Raw genomic sequence first — 16,421 nt, 5'->3', positions numbered from 1 at the left:
CGATATTGGGCCGATGGCCGAGACTGCGAACATGAACACGCCGCCGATGGACGAGATTCTCGCCTCGATCCGGCGCATCATCACGGATGATACGCCGATCGGCGGGCCGGCGCCGATCGCATCCGATGCCGATCCGGAAGAGGATGTGCTGGAGCTTGGCGAGCCTGCCGCCGCCGGGCCTGCCGAGCCCGTCGAACCGCAGCCGCTTCCGTCCGTGCCGGAGCCCGCCATGCTGCTGTCAAAGCAGACCCAGGCGGCCAGCCAGCGCGCGCTGGCGGCGCTTTCGGGCCTGAGCATCGATCCGAACGCCGATGCGAACACGATGGATGGACTCGTGCGCGAGATGCTGCGCCCGATGCTGAAGGATTGGCTGGACGCGCATCTGCCGGAGATGGTCGAGCGGCTCGTGGCGCGCGAAGTGGCCCGTATTTCCGGGCGATAAGTTTTTTGCGGGGGCAGGCCGCCGTTTACCTGCCGTTGAGCCTCGCCCGCTAGCTGCCTTTCACGGGGGGCCCGTATCGGCTGCCGGAAAGGGTATGGGTCGCGTGCTTCGTCGCATCAAGCCGGAACAGGTGCGCGTCGGCATGTATATTCAGGGCTTCGAAGGCTCGTGGATCCACCATCCCTTCTGGCGATCGCGCTTCCTGGTTTCCACCGCGGCCGATGTCGCGAAGATCCGCGCCGCGGATATCCCCGCCGTCATCATCGATGACGAAAAGGGCGTCGGTCCGGAGGACGAGACCCGGCCCATCCCCGATATGCGCCCGGAAGCGCGCGAAAATCTTCGTCCGGCCGCTCGCGTCCTCGCGCGTGGCGCATCGCCGGCGAAGAGCGGCCCGGCCGACGATCGCGCGATGGCGACGCGGGTGATGAACCGCTCGAAGAAGGCGATGAAGCATATCCTCGATGGCGCGCGCCTCGGCCGCGCCTTCCAGTCGGCGGAGGTGATCGCCGTCGTCGAGGAGATTTCCGCCTCGGTACTGCGCAATCCCCATGCGCTGATCGGCGTGACGCGTCTCAAGTCCAAGCATGAATATACCTATCTCCACTCGGTCGCTGTCTGCGCGCTGATGATCAACCTCGCCCGCGAGATCGGGCTGGAGGAGCAGATGGTCCGCGATCTGGGCATGGCCGGGTTGCTGCACGACATCGGCAAGATGGCGGTGCCGCAGGCCGTGCTCGACAAGCCCGGCCGGCTGGACGAGGCCGAATTCGAACTGATCCGTGGCCATCCGGAGAAGGGCTGTGGCCTGCTGGCTGACGGGGACAAGGTTCCCGATCTCGCCTTCGAGGTCTGCCTCCATCATCATGAGAAGATGGACGGGACAGGCTATCCCCATGGCCTTTCCGGCGAGGCGATCACGCTCGCCTCCCGCATGGGGGCGATCTGCGATGTCTATGACGCGCTCACCTCCAACCGCGCCTATAAGGAGGCCTGGTCGACCGTGGAGGCGATCAGCGCGATGGCCAGCTGGGACGGCCATTTCGATCGCGATCTGCTGTTCCGCTTCATGCAGAGCATCCTCGTCTTTCCCGCAGGCATGCTCGTGCGCCTGCGATCGAACCGGCTGGGCGTGGTGCTGGATCCCGGCCGCCGCGCACAGGCGCCGCGCGTGCGCGCTTTCTATTCCACCACGGATATGGCGATGATGGCGACGCCGCAGGACGCGATCATCTCGAACAGCTTCGCGGACGACCAGATCGTCTCGGAAGAACAGCCCGATGCTTGGGGACTGCTGGGCTGGGAGAGTCTGCGCGATCAACTGACGGGGGCGGGCAGGGCTGCCGCCTGACGGCATCGCGCCTTCCCTGGAGGCATGGCGTGACGGTGGCTTCGCGCTCGCCGCCGTCAGCCCACCGTGACGAAACTGTCGAGCACGCGCTTGCGGCCGGCATGTTCAAAATCGATCTCCAGCTTGTTGCCCTCGATCGCCGCGACCGCGCCATAGCCGAATTTGGTGTGGAAGACGCGGACGCCCAGCGCGATATCGTCGCGGGGCTTGGCGGCGAAGCTGGCCGCGCTGGCCTTCACTTCGGCCAGCTTCACCGGCGTCATATCCAGTTGCCGGGTTGAGGCGCGCTGCCAGCCGGGGCCGCGCGTCGCAGCGTGCTGGGGCCGTTCGCGCGCGACATGGGCGAAGGGATCTCCCTGCTCGCTCCATTGCGCGCGCCACAGCGATTCCCCGCCCGACATGGTCGTCTCGCTCTCGACATGCTCGGGCGGAAGCTCGTTCACGAAGCGCGAGGGGATGGAGGAGGTCCACTGGCCATAGATCCGGCGATTGGCGGCATGCAGGATCGTCGCCCGCCTGCGCGCGCGCGTGATCGCGACGTAGGCGAGGCGACGTTCCTCCTCGAGGCTTGCATTGCCGCCTTCGTCCAGCGCGCGCTGCGAAGGGAAGACGCCTTCCTCCCAGCCGGCGAGGAAGACGGTGTCGAACTCCAACCCCTTGGCGGCGTGGATCGTCATGATCGTAACCTTCGCCTCGTCGGCATTGGCGTCATTGTCCATGACGAGCGAGACATGTTCGAGGAAGGCGCCCAGCGTTTCATATTCCTCCATCGCGCGGGCAAGTTCGGTGAGGTTCTCCAGCCGGCCGGATGCCTCGGTCGAACGCTCGGCCTGGAGCATCGCCGTATAGCCGCTCTCGTCCAGCATCAGCCGGGCGACCTCGGCATGGGGCAGGTCCGCGAGCTTCGATCGCCAGCGCGCGATATCGCCGATCAGGTTGCCCAGGCTGCGGCGGGCTGACGGCGTCAACTCGTCCGTATCGAGGATGCGGGCGGCGGCGTGGGTGAGAGGCAGCGTTTCGGCGCGGGCGAGCTGATGGAGCTTGGCCACCGCCTTGTCGCCGATGCCGCGCTTCGGCACGTTCACGATCCGCTCGAAGGCCAGATCGTCGGCCGGCTGGGCGATCACGCGCAGATAGGCGAGGGCATCGCGGATTTCCGCGCGCTCGTAAAAGCGGAAGCCGCCGACGATGCGATAGGGCAGGCCGATCGCGATGAAGCGATCCTCGAACTCGCGCGTCTGGAACTGGGCGCGCACCAGGATAGCCACCCTGTCCAGCGCCTCGCCCCGGCGTTGCCCGGCCTCGATCTCCTCGCCGATGCGGCGCGCTTCCTCGGGGCCATCCCACACGCCGATCACGCGCACCTTCTCGCCCGTGTCGGTCTCCGTCCAGAGCGTCTTGCCGAGCCGGCCGCCATTGTTGGCGATCACGCCCGATGCCGCGCCGAGGATATGGGGCGTGGAGCGATAATTCTGCTCCAGCCGGATCACCTTCGCACCCGGAAAATCCCGCTCGAAGCGCAGGATGTTCGCCACCTCCGCGCCGCGCCAGGAATAGATGCTCTGATCGTCATCGCCCACGCAGCAGATATTCTTGCGTTCCTGCGCCAGCAGCCGCAGCCACAGATACTGGCTGGCGTTGGTATCCTGATATTCGTCCACCATGATGTAGCGGAAGCGATCCTGATACTGCTTCAGCACGTCGCGGTGCGTCTTCAGGATCACCAGCATGTGCAGCAGAAGATCGCCGAAATCGCAGGCATTCACCGCGATCAGCCGCGCCTGATAGGCGGCGTAGAGCTCCTGACCCCGTCCGTTGGCGAAGGCCTCGCTTTCGGCCGCGTCGATCTCGCGCGGGGTGAGCCCACGATTCTTCCAGCGATCGATCAGGCCGGCCAGCGCGCGCGCCGTCCAGCGTTTCTCGTCGATATCGGCGGCCACGATCAGCTGCTTCAGCAGGCGCAACTGATCGTCCGTATCGAGGATCGTGAAGTTGCTCTGAAGCCCGACCAGCTCGGCATGGCGGCGCAGCATCCGTGCCGCCACCGAATGGAAAGTGCCGAGCCAGGGCATGCCCTCCACCGCATCGCCCATCATCCGGCCCACCCGCTCGCGCATCTCTCGCGCCGCCTTGTTGGTGAAGGTGACGGCCAGGATCTCGGACGGCCATGCACGGCGCGTGGCGATAAGGTGCGCGAGCCGCGCCGTGAGCGCCGCCGTCTTGCCCGTGCCCGCGCCGGCCAGCACCAGCACCGGCCCCTCCGTGGTGAGCACGGCCTCCCGCTGCGGTTCGTTCAGGCCGCGCAGATAGAGCGGTTCGGGCGAGAGAGGGGCTGGCTCCATCGACGAACAGGTAGGGAACGGAGCCTCCCGGGGCAACCGATCATCGCGCGATTTGAGGCCGCCGGAGCGCAACCCAAGCGCGGCCCCTGCGCTCGGATGGGCCATGGAGCGGGTGTCATCACAGGCTCTTGAAGGAGAGTGACCTTGAACAAGTCCCTTATCATCCTCGCGGCGACCCTGTTGTTCGGCAGCGCCGCCGCGATCGCGCAGACCCCGCCGCCGGAGGCGCCGATGCCGCCGGCCGAAGCGCCTGCTCCGCCCCCGGCCGATCCCGGCATGACGGCGCCTCCGCCGGCAGACGCCGCCGCCGCGCCCACCGCCATGTCCGCCGCGCCGGCCACGCCCGCGCCGGATACCTCCGCCTATCCCGCCTGCTCGCGCAGCGTCACCGACAAATGCGTGCAGAAGGCCGGTGGTGGCGGCCGGAAGTGGAAGAAGAAATAACGATCCCGTCCGGCGCAGGACCGGGTATTGGGGCGGCGGCCGGATGCGGCCGCCGCCGTTTTTTTCATCGGGGAACGAGCAGGAAGGCCAGCAGCATCACGCTGGCCGTGCCGATCGCGGTGGAAAGCAGGATCACACGGGAGGCGAGTTCGGCATCGCGCCCGTACAATTCGGCCAGCATGAAGGGGCCGGTGCCGGTGGGGAGCGCCCCCAGTAATATCGCCGCGACGGCCCATGGATACGGCATGGGCACGCCGAGGGCAGGGGCCAGCCAGAAGACGCCCGCCGCCATCACCGTCGGCTGCGCAACGAGCTTGATGGCGAGGGCCGGCCCCAGCAGGGGCGTCGGCACCCGATCATCGCCGCGCGGCAAGGCGAGGAATGCGCCGATGGTGACGAGCGCACAGGGGCTGGCGGCGGCGGCCAGCAGATCGACGAAGCGGGCCGCCATGCCCGGCAGGGGAATTCCGGTCAGCGCCCAGAGCCCCCCGGCGATGGGGCTCAGGACGAGCGGGTTGCGGGCCAGCGCGCGGACCACCTTTACCCCCGAATCGCGCAGGCTGCCGCCCCGAGCGAGCCCGATCTCCACCAGCAACAGCGATATGGCGAACTGGAAGGAGATGGTCAGGATCGCGGCGATCACGCCGGCTGCGAGGCCGACCGGGCCGAGCAGCCCCTGCGCCAGCGGGATGCCGATGAAGCCGGCATTGGGATAGCTGGAGGTGAGCGCCGTGAGGGATCGATCGACAAGGGGGTGTTCGGCATCGGAGGGCGGCGGCAGCAACAGCCCCATGATGAAAGTGATCGCGATGCCGCCCGCGAAGATCAGGAGGAAGGAGGGGCGGTTCAGTTCCGCCCAGTCGCCTTCCGCCAGCGAACGGAACAGCAGGGCCGGCAAAGCGAGAGAGACGGTGAAATCGTTGAGCATCGCGATGCCGTCGCGCCCCACGCGCCGCCAGCGGCCGAACAGGATTCCGGCGCCGATCAATGCGAAAACGGGGAGAATGGCGGTCAGGATCGCGAGCATCGCCGCCCGCCTTCGGTGATGCTCGCGCATCACGCAAGCGATCCGATGGGAGGAGGCATGGGCGCGTCGGCTTGAGAAGCCATCCATGCTCCACTAAGTCGAGCGCATGACCTCCACGAACGACATCCGCAGATCCTTCCTCGATTATTTCGGAAGCGAGGGGCACCGGATCGTGCCTTCGGCACCGCTGGTGCCGCAGAACGATCCCACGCTCATGTTCGTGAACGCCGGCATGGTGCCGTTCAAGAACGTGTTCACCGGGCTTGAGACGCGCCCCTATGTGACCGCGACCTCCTCGCAGAAATGCGTGCGCGCGGGCGGCAAGCACAATGATCTCGATAATGTGGGCTATACGGCGCGCCACCACACCTTCTTCGAGATGCTCGGCAATTTCTCGTTCGGGGATTATTTCAAGGAGCGCGCGATCTCGCTCGCCTGGAACCTCATCACGAAGGAATGGGGGCTCCCGGCCGAAAAGCTGACGGCCACCGTCTATCACACGGACGACGAGGCGTTCGATCTGTGGAAGAAGATTGCGGGGCTCCCCGAAAGCCGCATCATCCGCATCCCCACGAAGGACAATTTCTGGGCGATGGGCGACAGTGGCCCGTGCGGGCCGTGCTCGGAAATATTCTACGATCATGGCGATCATATCTGGGGCGGTCCTCCCGGCTCTCCGGAGGAGGATGGTGATCGCTTCACCGAGATCTGGAATCTCGTGTTCATGCAATATGAGCAGGAGGCCAACGAGATCGTCGGCGAACTGCCGAAGAAATCCATCGATACGGGCATGGGGCTGGAGCGCGTCGCCGCCGTGCTCCAGGGCGTGCACGACAATTATGATACCGATACGTTCAAGGCGCTGATCGCGGCATCCTGCGAACTCACCAAGACGAAGGCGGAGGGCGATCGCAAGGCATCGCACCGCGTGATCGCGGATCACCTGCGTGCATCCGGTTTCCTCGTGGCGGATGGCGTGCTGCCCGCGAACGAAGGGCGCGGCTATGTGCTGCGGCGGATCATGCGCCGCGCGATGCGCCACGCCCATCTGCTGGGCGCGGCCGAGCCGCTGATGCATCGTCTCGTCCCCTCGCTGATCGCCGAGATGGGCGCCGCCTATCCGGAACTGGTCCGCGCGCAGCCGCTGATCGAGGAGACGCTGAAGCTGGAGGAGACCCGCTTCCGCCAGACGCTCGCCAACGGGCTTCGTCTGCTGGACGAGGCGACCGGATCGATGGCCGCGGGCGATACGTTGCCCGGCGCCGTCGCGTTCAAGCTCTACGATACCTTTGGCTTCCCCTATGACCTGACCGAGGATGCCCTGCGCGCGCAGGGCTTCGCGGTGGATCGCGCGGGCTTCGACAGCGCGATGGCGGAGCAGAAGGCGGCCGCCCGCGCCGCCTGGAAGGGATCGGGCGACAAGGGCTCCGACGACATCTGGTTCGATGTGGCGGAAGAGCAGGGCGGCACCGAGTTCATCGGCTATACCGGCCATGAGGGCGATGCGCAGGTCGTGGCGCTCGTGAAGGACGGGCATCGCGTGGATCAGGCGGCCGAGGGCGACGAGATCGTCATCCTCACCAACCAGACGCCTTTCTATGGCGAAAGCGGCGGCCAGATGGGCGATGCGGGCACGGCCGGCAACGACAGCGGCTTTTCGGCCGAGATCGCCGATACGTCGAAGCCGCTGGGCCGCCTTCACGCGCATAAGGCGAAGGTGACGGGCGGATCGATCCGCGTGGGCGATGCGATCCATCTGTCGGTGGACGTGGGCCGCCGCGCGAAGCTGCGCGCCAATCATTCGGCCACGCACCTGCTGCACGCGGCGCTGCGCCACCGTCTGGGCGGACATGTGACGCAGAAGGGCAGCCTCGTCGCGCCCGAGCGCCTGCGCTTCGATTTCTCCCATCCCAAGCCGCTTTCGGCCGAGGATATCGCGGTGATCGAGGCCGAGGTGAACCGCCACATCCGCGAGAATGATATCGTCTCCACCCGCCTCATGACGCCCGACGCGGCGATCGAGGCGGGCGCGATGGCGCTGTTCGGCGAGAAATATGGCGACGAGGTGCGCGTCCTTTCGATGGGGAAGGGCGAGGATCAGAGCTGGTCGGTCGAGCTGTGCGGCGGCACGCACGTTAATGCCCTGGGCGATATCGGCCTGTTCAAGATCGTCTCCGAAAGCGCTGTCTCCTCCGGGGTCCGCCGCATCGAGGCGCTGACCGGCGAGGCCGCCCGACTGTGGCTGGTGCAGCGGGACGAGCGGCTGCGCGAGGCGGCGGGCCTGCTCAAGGCACAACCGGAGGAGGTTCCGGCCCGTCTTGCCGCTCTCGTTGACGATCGCCGCCGGCTGGAGCGCGAACTGGCCGACGCGAAGAAGGCACTGGCACTGGGCGGCGGTGGCGCGGCCAAGGCGGAAGCCGATGCGCCGGAAGCGCTGGCGAGCGGCGTGGCCTTCTCGGGCAAGGTCATCGACGGGCTCGATCCCAAGAGCCTGCGCGGTCTGATCGACGATCAGAAGAAGGCGCACGGCACGGGCATCTTCGCGATCGTCGGCGTAAACGAGGGGCGTGCTGCGGTGGCCGTGGGCGTGACCGACGATCTCACGGGGCGTTACAGCGCGGTGGAACTCGTCAAGCGCGCGGTGGCAGCGCTGGGCGGGCAGGGCGGCGGCGGCCGTCCGGATATGGCCCAGGGCGGTGGCCCCGATGGCGCCAGGGGTGCGGAGGCGATTGCGGCGATCCGCACGGCGCTGGAAGAAGCGGTCGCGGCCTGAGCCTCCTTCCCCTGCGAGGCAGGGGAGGTGAGCCCGTTCAGCTGAACGAGTAGGGCACCACCGTCCGCCGATCGGGATTCACCTCGATCGCGCGGCCGGCGGGCGGATAGGCCCGCTGCTCGCAATCGCCGCGCGGGCAGATGCGGCAGGACGTGCCGATAGGGGTCGCGCTGTACTTGCCGGTCAGATCGAGCTGGTCGGCATAGATATAGTCGCCGGCGTGCGCGACTTCGCAGCCCAGCACCACGGCATAGCGCCGTGCCGGCCGGTGATAGCTGCCGGTGGGCTTCACCAGCCCCTTGGCCATCAGCACATAGCGCATCCCGTCCGGCGTTTCGGCGAGCTGGACGAGGATCCGATCGGGAATGGCGGCCGCCTCGTGCACGTTCCAGAGCGGGCAGGCGCCGCCCAGACGCGCGAACTGAAGCCGCGTCGCCGAATGGCGCTTCGTGATGTTGCCCGCCATATCCACCCGGGCGAAGAAGAAGGGCAGGCCGCCCATCCCCGTGCGCTGGAGCGTGGAAAGGCGGTGACAGGCCTGCTCGAAGCTGACGCCGAACATCTGCCGCAGCCGATCAATATCGTGGCGCAGCGCGCGGGCGGACTGGCGAAAGCGGGCATAGGGCATCAGCAGCGCGCCCGCCGCATAATTGGCGAGGCCCACCGAAAGCAGCTTGCGCGCCGCTTCGGACTGGAGCGGCGCCGCGCCGGCGATATCCGAAATCGCCTCCGTCATCTCCAGCCGCATCAGCTGGTGGGCGAACAGGAAGCGCGCGCTATCGGGCGGAAGCGATCGATCGATCGTCAGCGTGCGCCCGGCCGGATCATAATCGCGTAGCGGGGCGCCACCTGTGGCCTCGGCCTGCGTGCGGATCACCACGCCATGATCGCGCGCCAGCCTTTCCTCGATCCCCGCGACCGGCCCGCTATCTCCACCCAGTTCGCCGGCGATCCGTTCGGCGCCGCGATCGATCGGGTCGACATAATTGCCCGATGCCTGAAACCAGTCGCGCACCTCCTCCCACGGCAGGGGGCCGCCGGCCGCCGATCCGGTTTCGATCCGGTCATCCAGCACGCGCAGCTGATCCTGTGCGCGCAGATAGGCGGTGTGGAGCGCCACCATCCGGCGGGCGAGCAGGGGCTGCTGGCGCACGCCGCGCCGCAACGCTTCCTCGTCCAGCCCGGCCTGCGGCACGGTCGGATCGGCGGCGGCCTCCATCGCCTCGATCAGCAGGGCGTCCTCGTCGCTCGCGTCGAGATCGCCCCATGCCTGCGGGAAGACGCGGGCGAGCGAGAGCAGGACCGGGCCGGTCAGCGGCCTGTCGTCATTCTCGATCTGCGAAAGATAGGAGATGGACAGGCCGAGCCGCTGCGCCATGGCCGCCTGGCTGAGCGACAGGCGGCGGCGCAGATCGCGCACCTGATGCCCGGCAAAGATGCGTCGACGGGTCGGAAGAGCCATGGCTCCACCGGTTATTTCGCAAAATGGCTATTCGCAAGTTCGCACGGCCAATGGGGATGCGTCGCCGCATCCCGCATCGTTCAGCCCTGCGCGCTGTTTTCGTCTTCCTCACGAAAGGCACGCAGCACTTCCGCGGCGAAACGCAGCTGTTCCTCGCCCTGCCAGGTCACTCCGTGGCGGCTCAGCAATTCGGCCACGTCGGAAAGACGGCGGCCGCCCGGGAAGGACACAGGTGCTGGCGCTTCCTGATCGACATGGCGCCAGGTCCGCCGCTCGATGATGCTCAGGATGCTGGGCGCGCTCACGCCGAAGCGCGCACCCAGATTGCGCAGCGAAGGCTTCGATCCGCAGACCGGACACTGCTCCTCGGCCAGCCTACGGATCTCGCGAACCTGGCTCTCCGAAAGCTTCGTGACCGGACCTCGGCGGTCAGCGGCCTTCTTCGCAACGATCTTTCCGTCTTCCATTCCCACCCCAAATTGTTTCGCACGAACGTTCGCGCAAGTACATCCCGATTAAAAAGATCGGAATGCGTGCTCCGGACAGGAGCCATGTCCCATTCGTCGCTCCCGCCGGCCCCGGGAACAGGCCGAAGCTGCGGCAGCTTCTTGGCCTGTCGGCTCCGGTTTCCAGCGGAAAGGCTCTCCCAAGCCCGTCGCCAATCTGCGGCCAATCGATTAACAGTCTATTAGGAAGTCGACTTTTCCCGGATTCTTGCGGAATATTCTCCATCGGTCCACCGCAACCGTTCCGATGCTGACGCAGCATTGTCATAACGGGTTTCGAGCGGCAATAGCGCCGCCCGGCAAACAGCACGGCTTTTGCGACAAGGGGCGATCCCGCAATGGGGCAGCACGGCTTACCTGCCGGCAGGCCGGCGGGATTTTGACGGAGGAAATGACTGACGCGGGCGCGAGGGCGCGCCGTCAGCAACCCCTCATTCCTTGGCGGAGATCGCCCCCAGCTCTTCCAGATCGAGATCGCGTTCCAGGCTGTGCAGCGTCTCGTCGTCAATCTCGTGCGCGCGGTGCAGGCGGACGAGTTCCTCCCGACCAGCGGCGACGGCCGCCAGGATCAGGTCGAAATGCTCGGCAACGGCGGTGGATCTTTCTTCCGGCGTGCCGGCATATTCCTCCGCCACCGTCGCGCGACGCGTATATTGCTCCAGCAGGCGCGGATGGATGATGGTGCCGTCAGGCGCGCGGGCCAGCTTTTCCACCACGCGGAGCTGGGCCTTCATCATCGAGATTTCGGCTTCGATCATGCCCATGGCCGGCGCATCCGCCTCCGTCTGGCGCACGCCGGTCCAGCGGATGACGAGGCCCAGCGTCGAGCCCTGAACGACGACCGTCACGAGGATGACGCCGAAGGCCGCGAGCAACATGAAATCGCGCCCCGGCATGGCATCGGGCAGCGTCAGCGCGACCGCCAGCGTGACGACGCCGCGCATGCCCGCCCATCCCATCACGATCGCGGCGGGCGCGCCCAGCGGCTTTTCGCGGCCGAGCCCCAGCCGGTGGAGGAGCCGCAGAAAGGCGTCCGATCCGAATATCCAGGCGAAGCGGGCGATCGTCAGCGCGCCGACGATCGCGAGCAGCGGCCAGGCCATACTGCCGAGCGCCGCATCCAGGCCGCCCGCGCGTTCCAGCACATCGCGCAGCGAGAAGCCGATCAGCATGAAAACCGAGGCTTCGAACACGAACACGAGCACCGTCCAGAAGGATGTGGCCCGAATCCGCACCGCCGCCGAGAAGACGACATGCTGATACCAGCCGAGCGCCAGCCCGGTCGTCACCGTCGCGATCACGCCGGATACGTGCACGGCCTCGCCCGTCAGGTAGGCGATCCACCCGACTAGGGCGGAGATGACGACCAGCGGAAGCTCGTCATGCAGCCGGCGCGCGATCGCCACGCACAGCAGCCCCAGCGCGATGCCCACCGCGATCCCGCCGAGCGCGAGGATCAGGAACTGCCCTGCCGCCGCCATCGGATCGAAGCCGCCGCCCAGCGTCGCGGCGACGGCGAAACGGAACAGCACCAGTCCCGCTGCATCGTTGAGCAGGCTTTCGCCCTCCAGCAAGGTCGAAAGCCGGCGGGGGAGTCTCACGTTCTGGAGCACGGCGCGGGCCGAGACGGCATCCGGCGGCGCCACGATCGCGCCCAGCGCGGCGCATGCGGCCCAGGGCAGGGATGGCATCAGCCAGTGCGCCGTCGCCGCCACGACCAGCGTGGTGAACAGCACCGCGCCCACGGCCAGCGAGAGAATGCCCACGAAATGCCGGCGGAAGCGCGCGATCGCCGTATACCAGGCGCCATCCATCAGCAAAGGAGGCAGGAAGAGGACGAGGACGAGTTCGGGATCGAGATGGATGGCCGGCACGCCGGGGATGAAGGCCAGCGTGCCTCCGCCGATCAGAAGGGCGATCGAGGGCGGCCAGCGCAGATGCTCCGCCAGCCAGTGCAGCGCCAGAATGGCGATGAGCATGCCGATGACGAGTTCGAATAATTCTACGGGATGCATCGTCGCTCCGGCCGGGATCGTTCCGCCACCGGTCTATACGCGATCGATGGCGCGCATTGGCAAGCCCATTGCGGATCGGGGCTCGGGCAGGGCCGGCTCTTCCATCCGTCGAAATCCCGCCTCGATATGCGGGATCGTGTGTGAGGACTGACATATTCTGACATCGGTGCGCATCATCCCCCGGCGACGGGCGGCCCATGGATGGGCGTGCATCGAATATTGGCGCAGCGGTGAAACGCGCGTTCGGCGTTTCGCTGACGGGCGATCTCTACGAGCGCGCCTGCGAGGTCGGCTTCGGGCTGCCGCCCGATCGCAAGCGCCGCCACCGGCTGCGCCTGATCGAGGAAGCGGGCCTCCTCTTCATCCATGTCCCCAAGAATGCGGGCATGTCGATCAGCAACGCCCTGTACGGCGAACAGATCAAGCATGCGACGATCCGCTATTATCACCATGCCGCCCCGCGCCTCCTGCGGCGGACGACGAGCTTCGCCGTCCTGCGCGATCCGGTCGAGCGCTTTGCCTCAGCATTTGCCTATGCCCGGGCCGGTGGCAGCGCCCATAACCAGGTGGCCGCGCCGTTTCGGGAGACCTATCGGGGGTTCGGTGATGTCAATGCCGCGCTGGATCATCTGGAGGCGGCGCGCTCGGTCTATGCGATCGATCACATCTTCCGCCTGCAGAGCTGGTATGTGAGCGATCGACGGGGGCGACGATCGGTGGATCGGCTGTTCCTCTTCGACGAGCCGGATCGCCTCGCCGCCTTTCTCGATCGACGCGGTGCCGCGCCGCTCACCCATATCAACGCTGCGCCGCGCGAGAGGGCCTGTTTCTCGCCCGAGCAGATCAACCGTATTCGCGCCTTCTACGCGGCGGACGTGGCCCTGATCGAAGCGGTGAGGGCCGAGGCGCGCAGGCAGCGCGGCCATGCCTTCGACAGGGCGATGGGCGCGAAAATGCGGGCCGGGAAGCCTGCCGCGCCGGAGGCTCGGATCTTTCCCCACCGGGATCGGGCGGGACGCCTGTCAGTGCAGTTTCAGCCGGGGGCGCAGGATGGAGTGCACGCGCCCGAAGGCGATGAGGGCGATGCCCCTCGGCCAGCCGTGAATGGCGATCAGGTGCATGTGATAAAGTGAGGTATAGACGAGCCGCGCCAGTCTGCCCTCGATCGCGAGCGAGCCGCCGACAAGGGACCCCATCAGGCTGCCCACCGTGGAAAAGCGGCTGAGCGAGACGAGCGAGCCCTTGTCCCTGTAAACGAAGGGTTTGAGGCTGCGCCCGGCCATCAGCAGGCCGAGATTGCGGAAGGTGTGTGTGGCCATCTGGTGCGCGGCCTGCGCGCGCGGCGGAACGGGGCTGTCGCGCCCGGCCGGAGTGCAGGAGGCACAGTCCCCGATCGCGAAGATCCGAGGATCGCTCCTGGTTTGCAGCGTATCGGTGGTGAGGATCTGGCCGTTGCGCGACACTTCGAGATGGCCGAGCGTGCCGCGGATCGGAGTCGCCTTCACGCCGGCCGCCCAGATCTTCAGATCGGCCGGGATCACATCCCCGTTCGCGGCCTCGATGCCGGCCTGGGTGACGCGGGTCACCGCCGTTCCCGTCAGCACCCTGACGCCCAGCTTTTCCAGTTCCTTGTGCGCCGCCGCCGCCAGTCTTTCGGGCAAGGCGGGGAGGATGCGGGGGCCGGCTTCGATCAGCGAGACTTCCAGCCTCCTGCCATCGAAAACCTCCAGGCCGTAAAAGGCCAGCGCGTTCGCGGCGTTGTACAGTTCCGCCGCCAGTTCCACGCCCGTCGCGCCCGCTCCGACGATCGAGATGCGCACGCGCGCGTCTCCGCCCGGATCGATCAGCATGGAACGGGATACGCGCAGGCACTGGTTTATCAGGCTGTTGCGAAAACGGTCGGCATCCTCCCGGCTATCCAGCGCGAGGCAATATTCGCTCACGCCCGGCGTGCCGAAATCGTTCGTCACCGATCCGTAGGCCAGCACCAGATAATCGTATCGCAGCGAATGCCGGGCGATGATCTCGCGATCGCCCTCGATCAGCGGTGCGAGATGGATCCGCCGAGCCTCCGTATCCACCGATTCCAGCGATCCGTTGAAGAAGCGATAGCCGAAGCGATGGCAATGCGCGCGATAGCCCACCTCGTCGATATTCGCGTCGAGCGCGCCGGTCGCCACCTCATGCAGCAGCGGCTTCCAGATGTGCGTGCGGTTTCGCTCCACCAGGATGATGTCGTGATGCTTGCGACCATAACGCCGCCCGAGGCGTGCGGCGAGTTCCAGGCCGGCAGCACCACCTCCCACGATCACGATCTGCGTCTTGCGTTCCGCACCACCTGCATGGGCGAAATGAAGTTCGGAAGGTGTATCGACGATCATTGCGGCCCCATCCCTCTGTCACCGCGAAGTAACAGTCATAATGCGACGAATGCAAATTGCTCTTATGGGCCGGGCAGTTGCGGAGGCCGCATGAAAATGGCGAATTCAAGCCAAGTTCGTCATTGTTTGTGGGACGGGTGCTGATGATTTGTTGTGATACCGATTTCGCGACGAAGCCTCATCAGGCGAAATGCGCGGCACGGGCGATGGAGTAGCGGCCTGTTCGCTGCCGGCGTCGATGCGGGCGCGACACCGGTTTCCGCATTATGGCATCGCGGCCAGCGCGGACTATTCTCCCTTCGGCCCGGTCGGGCGATTGTCGATCAGGATCGCCCGAAAATCATTAACATTGGTTCCGGTCGGGCCGGTCACGAACAGATCGCCGATCGCCTCGAAGGCGGTGAAGGCGTCGTGCCGGGCCAGCGCGTCCCCCGCATCCACGCCCGCCGAGCGAAGCCGCGCTATGGTGGTGCCATCGGCGAAGGCGCCCGCATTTGTCTCGCTTCCGTCGATGCCGTCCGTATCGGCGGCGAGGGCGTGGATATACTCGCACCCGGCAATCTGCCGGGCGAAAGCGAGAAGGAATTCGCTGTTCCTCCCGCCACGGCCCGGCGTGTTTCCGATCGTCACGGTGGTCTCGCCACCGGAAAGCAGGGCCAGGGGGGTGCGTTCACGCTCGCCCGCTCCGGCCTCGCGCAGCGCCTTGAGACCCTGTTCGCGCCCTATCTCCGAAGCTTCCCCTTCGATCGCATCGGACAGGATCAACGGAGCATAACCGGCGGCACGCGCCAGATCCGCCGCCGCCACGAGAGACGTCATGGCGGAAGCCACGATATGCACTTCGTCGCTGGTTTCGCGGGGTGGGGGCGTTATGTCGTCCGCCTCGATCCCGCGCAGATGGCGCATCGCGGCCTCCGGAAGCGCGAGGCCCGCCTCGCGGATCGTGGCAAGCGCATCGGATATTCCGCGCGCGGGCGCGATCGTGGGGCCGGAGGAGACCAAGGCCGGATCGTCGCCCGGCACGTCGGACACGACAAAGCTTATCACCCGCGCCGGCCGGGCCGCAGCGGTGAGGCCGCCGCCCTTGATCGTGGAAAGATGCGTCCGGACCAGATTCATCCGGCTGATCGGCAGGCCGGATGCCAGCAGGGCGCGATTCACGGCCTGTTCGTCCGCCAGCGTCATGCCCGCAGGAGGCGCGGGCAGCAGGGCGGAGCCACCGCCCGAAATCAGGGCGATCACCAGATCGTCTTCACTGAGGCCGCTTACCGCGGCCAGCACCGCCGCTGTCGCCGCCTCGCCCGCGGCATCGGGAATGGGATGCGAGGCGCGCAGAAGCGGCAGTCTCTCCGGCTGGCCGATTGCCCCATGGCGATCGATCACGATGCCTTCGCATACATGAGGCCACAATTGTTCCAGCGCCCGGGCCATCGGAATGGCGGCCTTGCCAATCGCCACCACGATCGTGCGCCCCTTCGGGCGGGGCGGAAGATGCCGCGCGATCGCCGCCTTCGGGTCGGCCGCCCGCACGGCGGCCCGGAACATCTCTGCGAGAAGATGTCGCGCGCGATCCCGATCATCCTCGAATGGCATATGACCGGCTTGGTAGATTCGGGCTCCCATCCATAGGTGGATGCCTATCAGGAAGAGGAATGGATGCCAGCCATCACGCCATGAT

The 16,421-nt window shown here is 66.8% G+C and carries 12 protein-coding genes; 5 read left to right on the top strand and 7 right to left on the bottom strand.

The genetic code is table 11. The features are described 5' to 3' along the window. Positions 1–13: 13 nt before the first annotated feature. Positions 14–442, top strand: a complete 429-nt coding sequence (locus DI605_RS08405; RefSeq protein WP_293971894.1) for a DUF2497 domain-containing protein — start codon at positions 14–16, stop codon at positions 440–442. A 103-nt stretch (positions 443–545) separates the two neighbouring features. Continuing rightward, positions 546–1,793 carry an HD-GYP domain-containing protein gene (locus DI605_RS08400; RefSeq protein ID WP_293971892.1) on the top strand — a complete coding sequence of 416 codons (1,248 nt, stop codon included), beginning with the start codon at positions 546–548 and terminating at the stop codon, positions 1,791–1,793. 56 nt (positions 1,794–1,849) lie between these two features. On the opposite strand, the gene DI605_RS08395 is transcribed toward DI605_RS08400, so the two are convergent. Then, complete coding sequence (locus DI605_RS08395; RefSeq protein WP_293971890.1) at positions 1,850–4,135, bottom strand: ATP-dependent helicase; 2,286 nt, start codon at positions 4,133–4,135, stop codon at positions 1,850–1,852. 144 nt (positions 4,136–4,279) lie between these two features. Here DI605_RS08395 and DI605_RS08390 point away from each other — a divergent pair, with 144 nt between their 5' ends. Beyond that, entirely contained in the window at positions 4,280–4,579 is a 300-nt protein-coding gene (locus DI605_RS08390; protein WP_293971887.1) for a hypothetical protein, read from the top strand. A gap of 64 nt (positions 4,580–4,643) precedes the next feature. On the opposite strand, the gene DI605_RS08385 is transcribed toward DI605_RS08390, so the two are convergent. Continuing rightward, on the bottom strand, positions 4,644–5,606 hold the full coding sequence (locus tag DI605_RS08385; RefSeq protein WP_293971884.1) for an AEC family transporter: 963 nt from the start codon (positions 5,604–5,606) through the stop codon (positions 4,644–4,646). Between the two features lie 106 nt (positions 5,607–5,712). Between DI605_RS08385 and alaS the strand changes: the two genes are divergently transcribed. Further along, a complete protein-coding gene (gene alaS, locus DI605_RS08380; protein WP_293971881.1) occupies positions 5,713–8,379 on the top strand; it encodes an alanine--tRNA ligase in 2,667 nt (888 codons plus the stop codon). Positions 8,380–8,416: 37 nt separating this feature from the next. Here the strand turns inward: alaS and DI605_RS08375 are convergent, their stop codons facing one another. From DI605_RS08375 to DI605_RS08365, 3 genes are all read right to left on the bottom strand, one after another. Then, entirely contained in the window at positions 8,417–9,841 is a 1,425-nt protein-coding gene (locus DI605_RS08375) for a short-chain fatty acyl-CoA regulator family protein (RefSeq protein ID WP_293971878.1), read from the bottom strand. A gap of 80 nt (positions 9,842–9,921) precedes the next feature. Further along, the gene (locus DI605_RS08370) at positions 9,922–10,308 is read right to left on the bottom strand and encodes a hypothetical protein (RefSeq protein WP_293971875.1); all 387 of its coding nucleotides are present in this window, start codon (positions 10,306–10,308) and stop codon (positions 9,922–9,924) included. A 470-nt stretch (positions 10,309–10,778) separates the two neighbouring features. Next, positions 10,779–12,362 (bottom strand): Na+/H+ antiporter, encoded by a 1,584-nt coding sequence (locus DI605_RS08365; protein WP_293971872.1) that lies wholly within the window; start codon positions 12,360–12,362, stop codon positions 10,779–10,781. 230 nt (positions 12,363–12,592) lie between these two features. Here DI605_RS08365 and DI605_RS08360 point away from each other — a divergent pair, with 230 nt between their 5' ends. Continuing rightward, on the top strand, positions 12,593–13,495 hold the full coding sequence (locus DI605_RS08360) for a sulfotransferase family 2 domain-containing protein (protein WP_293971869.1): 903 nt from the start codon (positions 12,593–12,595) through the stop codon (positions 13,493–13,495). Here DI605_RS08360 and DI605_RS08355 read toward each other — a convergent pair. Together DI605_RS08355 and DI605_RS08350 are read right to left on the bottom strand one after the other, a co-directional pair. Next, a complete protein-coding gene (locus DI605_RS08355) occupies positions 13,385–14,743 on the bottom strand; it encodes an NAD(P)/FAD-dependent oxidoreductase (protein ID WP_293971866.1) in 1,359 nt (452 codons plus the stop codon). The genes DI605_RS08360 and DI605_RS08355 overlap by 111 nt on opposite strands. A gap of 288 nt (positions 14,744–15,031) precedes the next feature. Next, positions 15,032–16,336 carry a glycerate kinase gene (locus DI605_RS08350; RefSeq protein WP_293971863.1) on the bottom strand — a complete coding sequence of 435 codons (1,305 nt, stop codon included), beginning with the start codon at positions 16,334–16,336 and terminating at the stop codon, positions 15,032–15,034. Positions 16,337–16,421: the final 85 nt, after the last annotated feature.

Source organism: Sphingomonas sp., from assembly GCF_003248515.1.
In the GTDB taxonomy this organism is placed as follows: domain Bacteria; phylum Pseudomonadota; class Alphaproteobacteria; order Sphingomonadales; family Sphingomonadaceae; genus Sphingomonas_I.
This window is presented reverse-complemented; position numbering and strand designations above follow the sequence as displayed.

Excerpts from the sequence above, each read along its gene's own strand:
- DI605_RS08405 (WP_293971894.1), top strand. The coding sequence starts at position 14 with ATGGCCGAGACTGCGAACATGAACACGCCGCCGATGGACGAGATTCTC.
- DI605_RS08395 (WP_293971890.1), bottom strand. The coding sequence starts at position 4,135 with ATGGAGCCAGCCCCTCTCTCGCCCGAACCGCTCTATCTGCGCGGCCTG.
- DI605_RS08385 (WP_293971884.1), bottom strand. The coding sequence starts at position 5,606 with ATGCTCGCGATCCTGACCGCCATTCTCCCCGTTTTCGCATTGATCGGC.
- alaS (WP_293971881.1), top strand. The coding sequence starts at position 5,713 with ATGACCTCCACGAACGACATCCGCAGATCCTTCCTCGATTATTTCGGA.
- DI605_RS08375 (WP_293971878.1), bottom strand. The coding sequence starts at position 9,841 with ATGGCTCTTCCGACCCGTCGACGCATCTTTGCCGGGCATCAGGTGCGC.
- DI605_RS08370 (WP_293971875.1), bottom strand. The coding sequence starts at position 10,308 with ATGGAAGACGGAAAGATCGTTGCGAAGAAGGCCGCTGACCGCCGAGGT.
- DI605_RS08365 (WP_293971872.1), bottom strand. The coding sequence starts at position 12,362 with ATGCATCCCGTAGAATTATTCGAACTCGTCATCGGCATGCTCATCGCC.
- DI605_RS08355 (WP_293971866.1), bottom strand. The coding sequence starts at position 14,743 with ATGATCGTCGATACACCTTCCGAACTTCATTTCGCCCATGCAGGTGGT.
- DI605_RS08350 (WP_293971863.1), bottom strand. The coding sequence starts at position 16,336 with ATGCCATTCGAGGATGATCGGGATCGCGCGCGACATCTTCTCGCAGAG.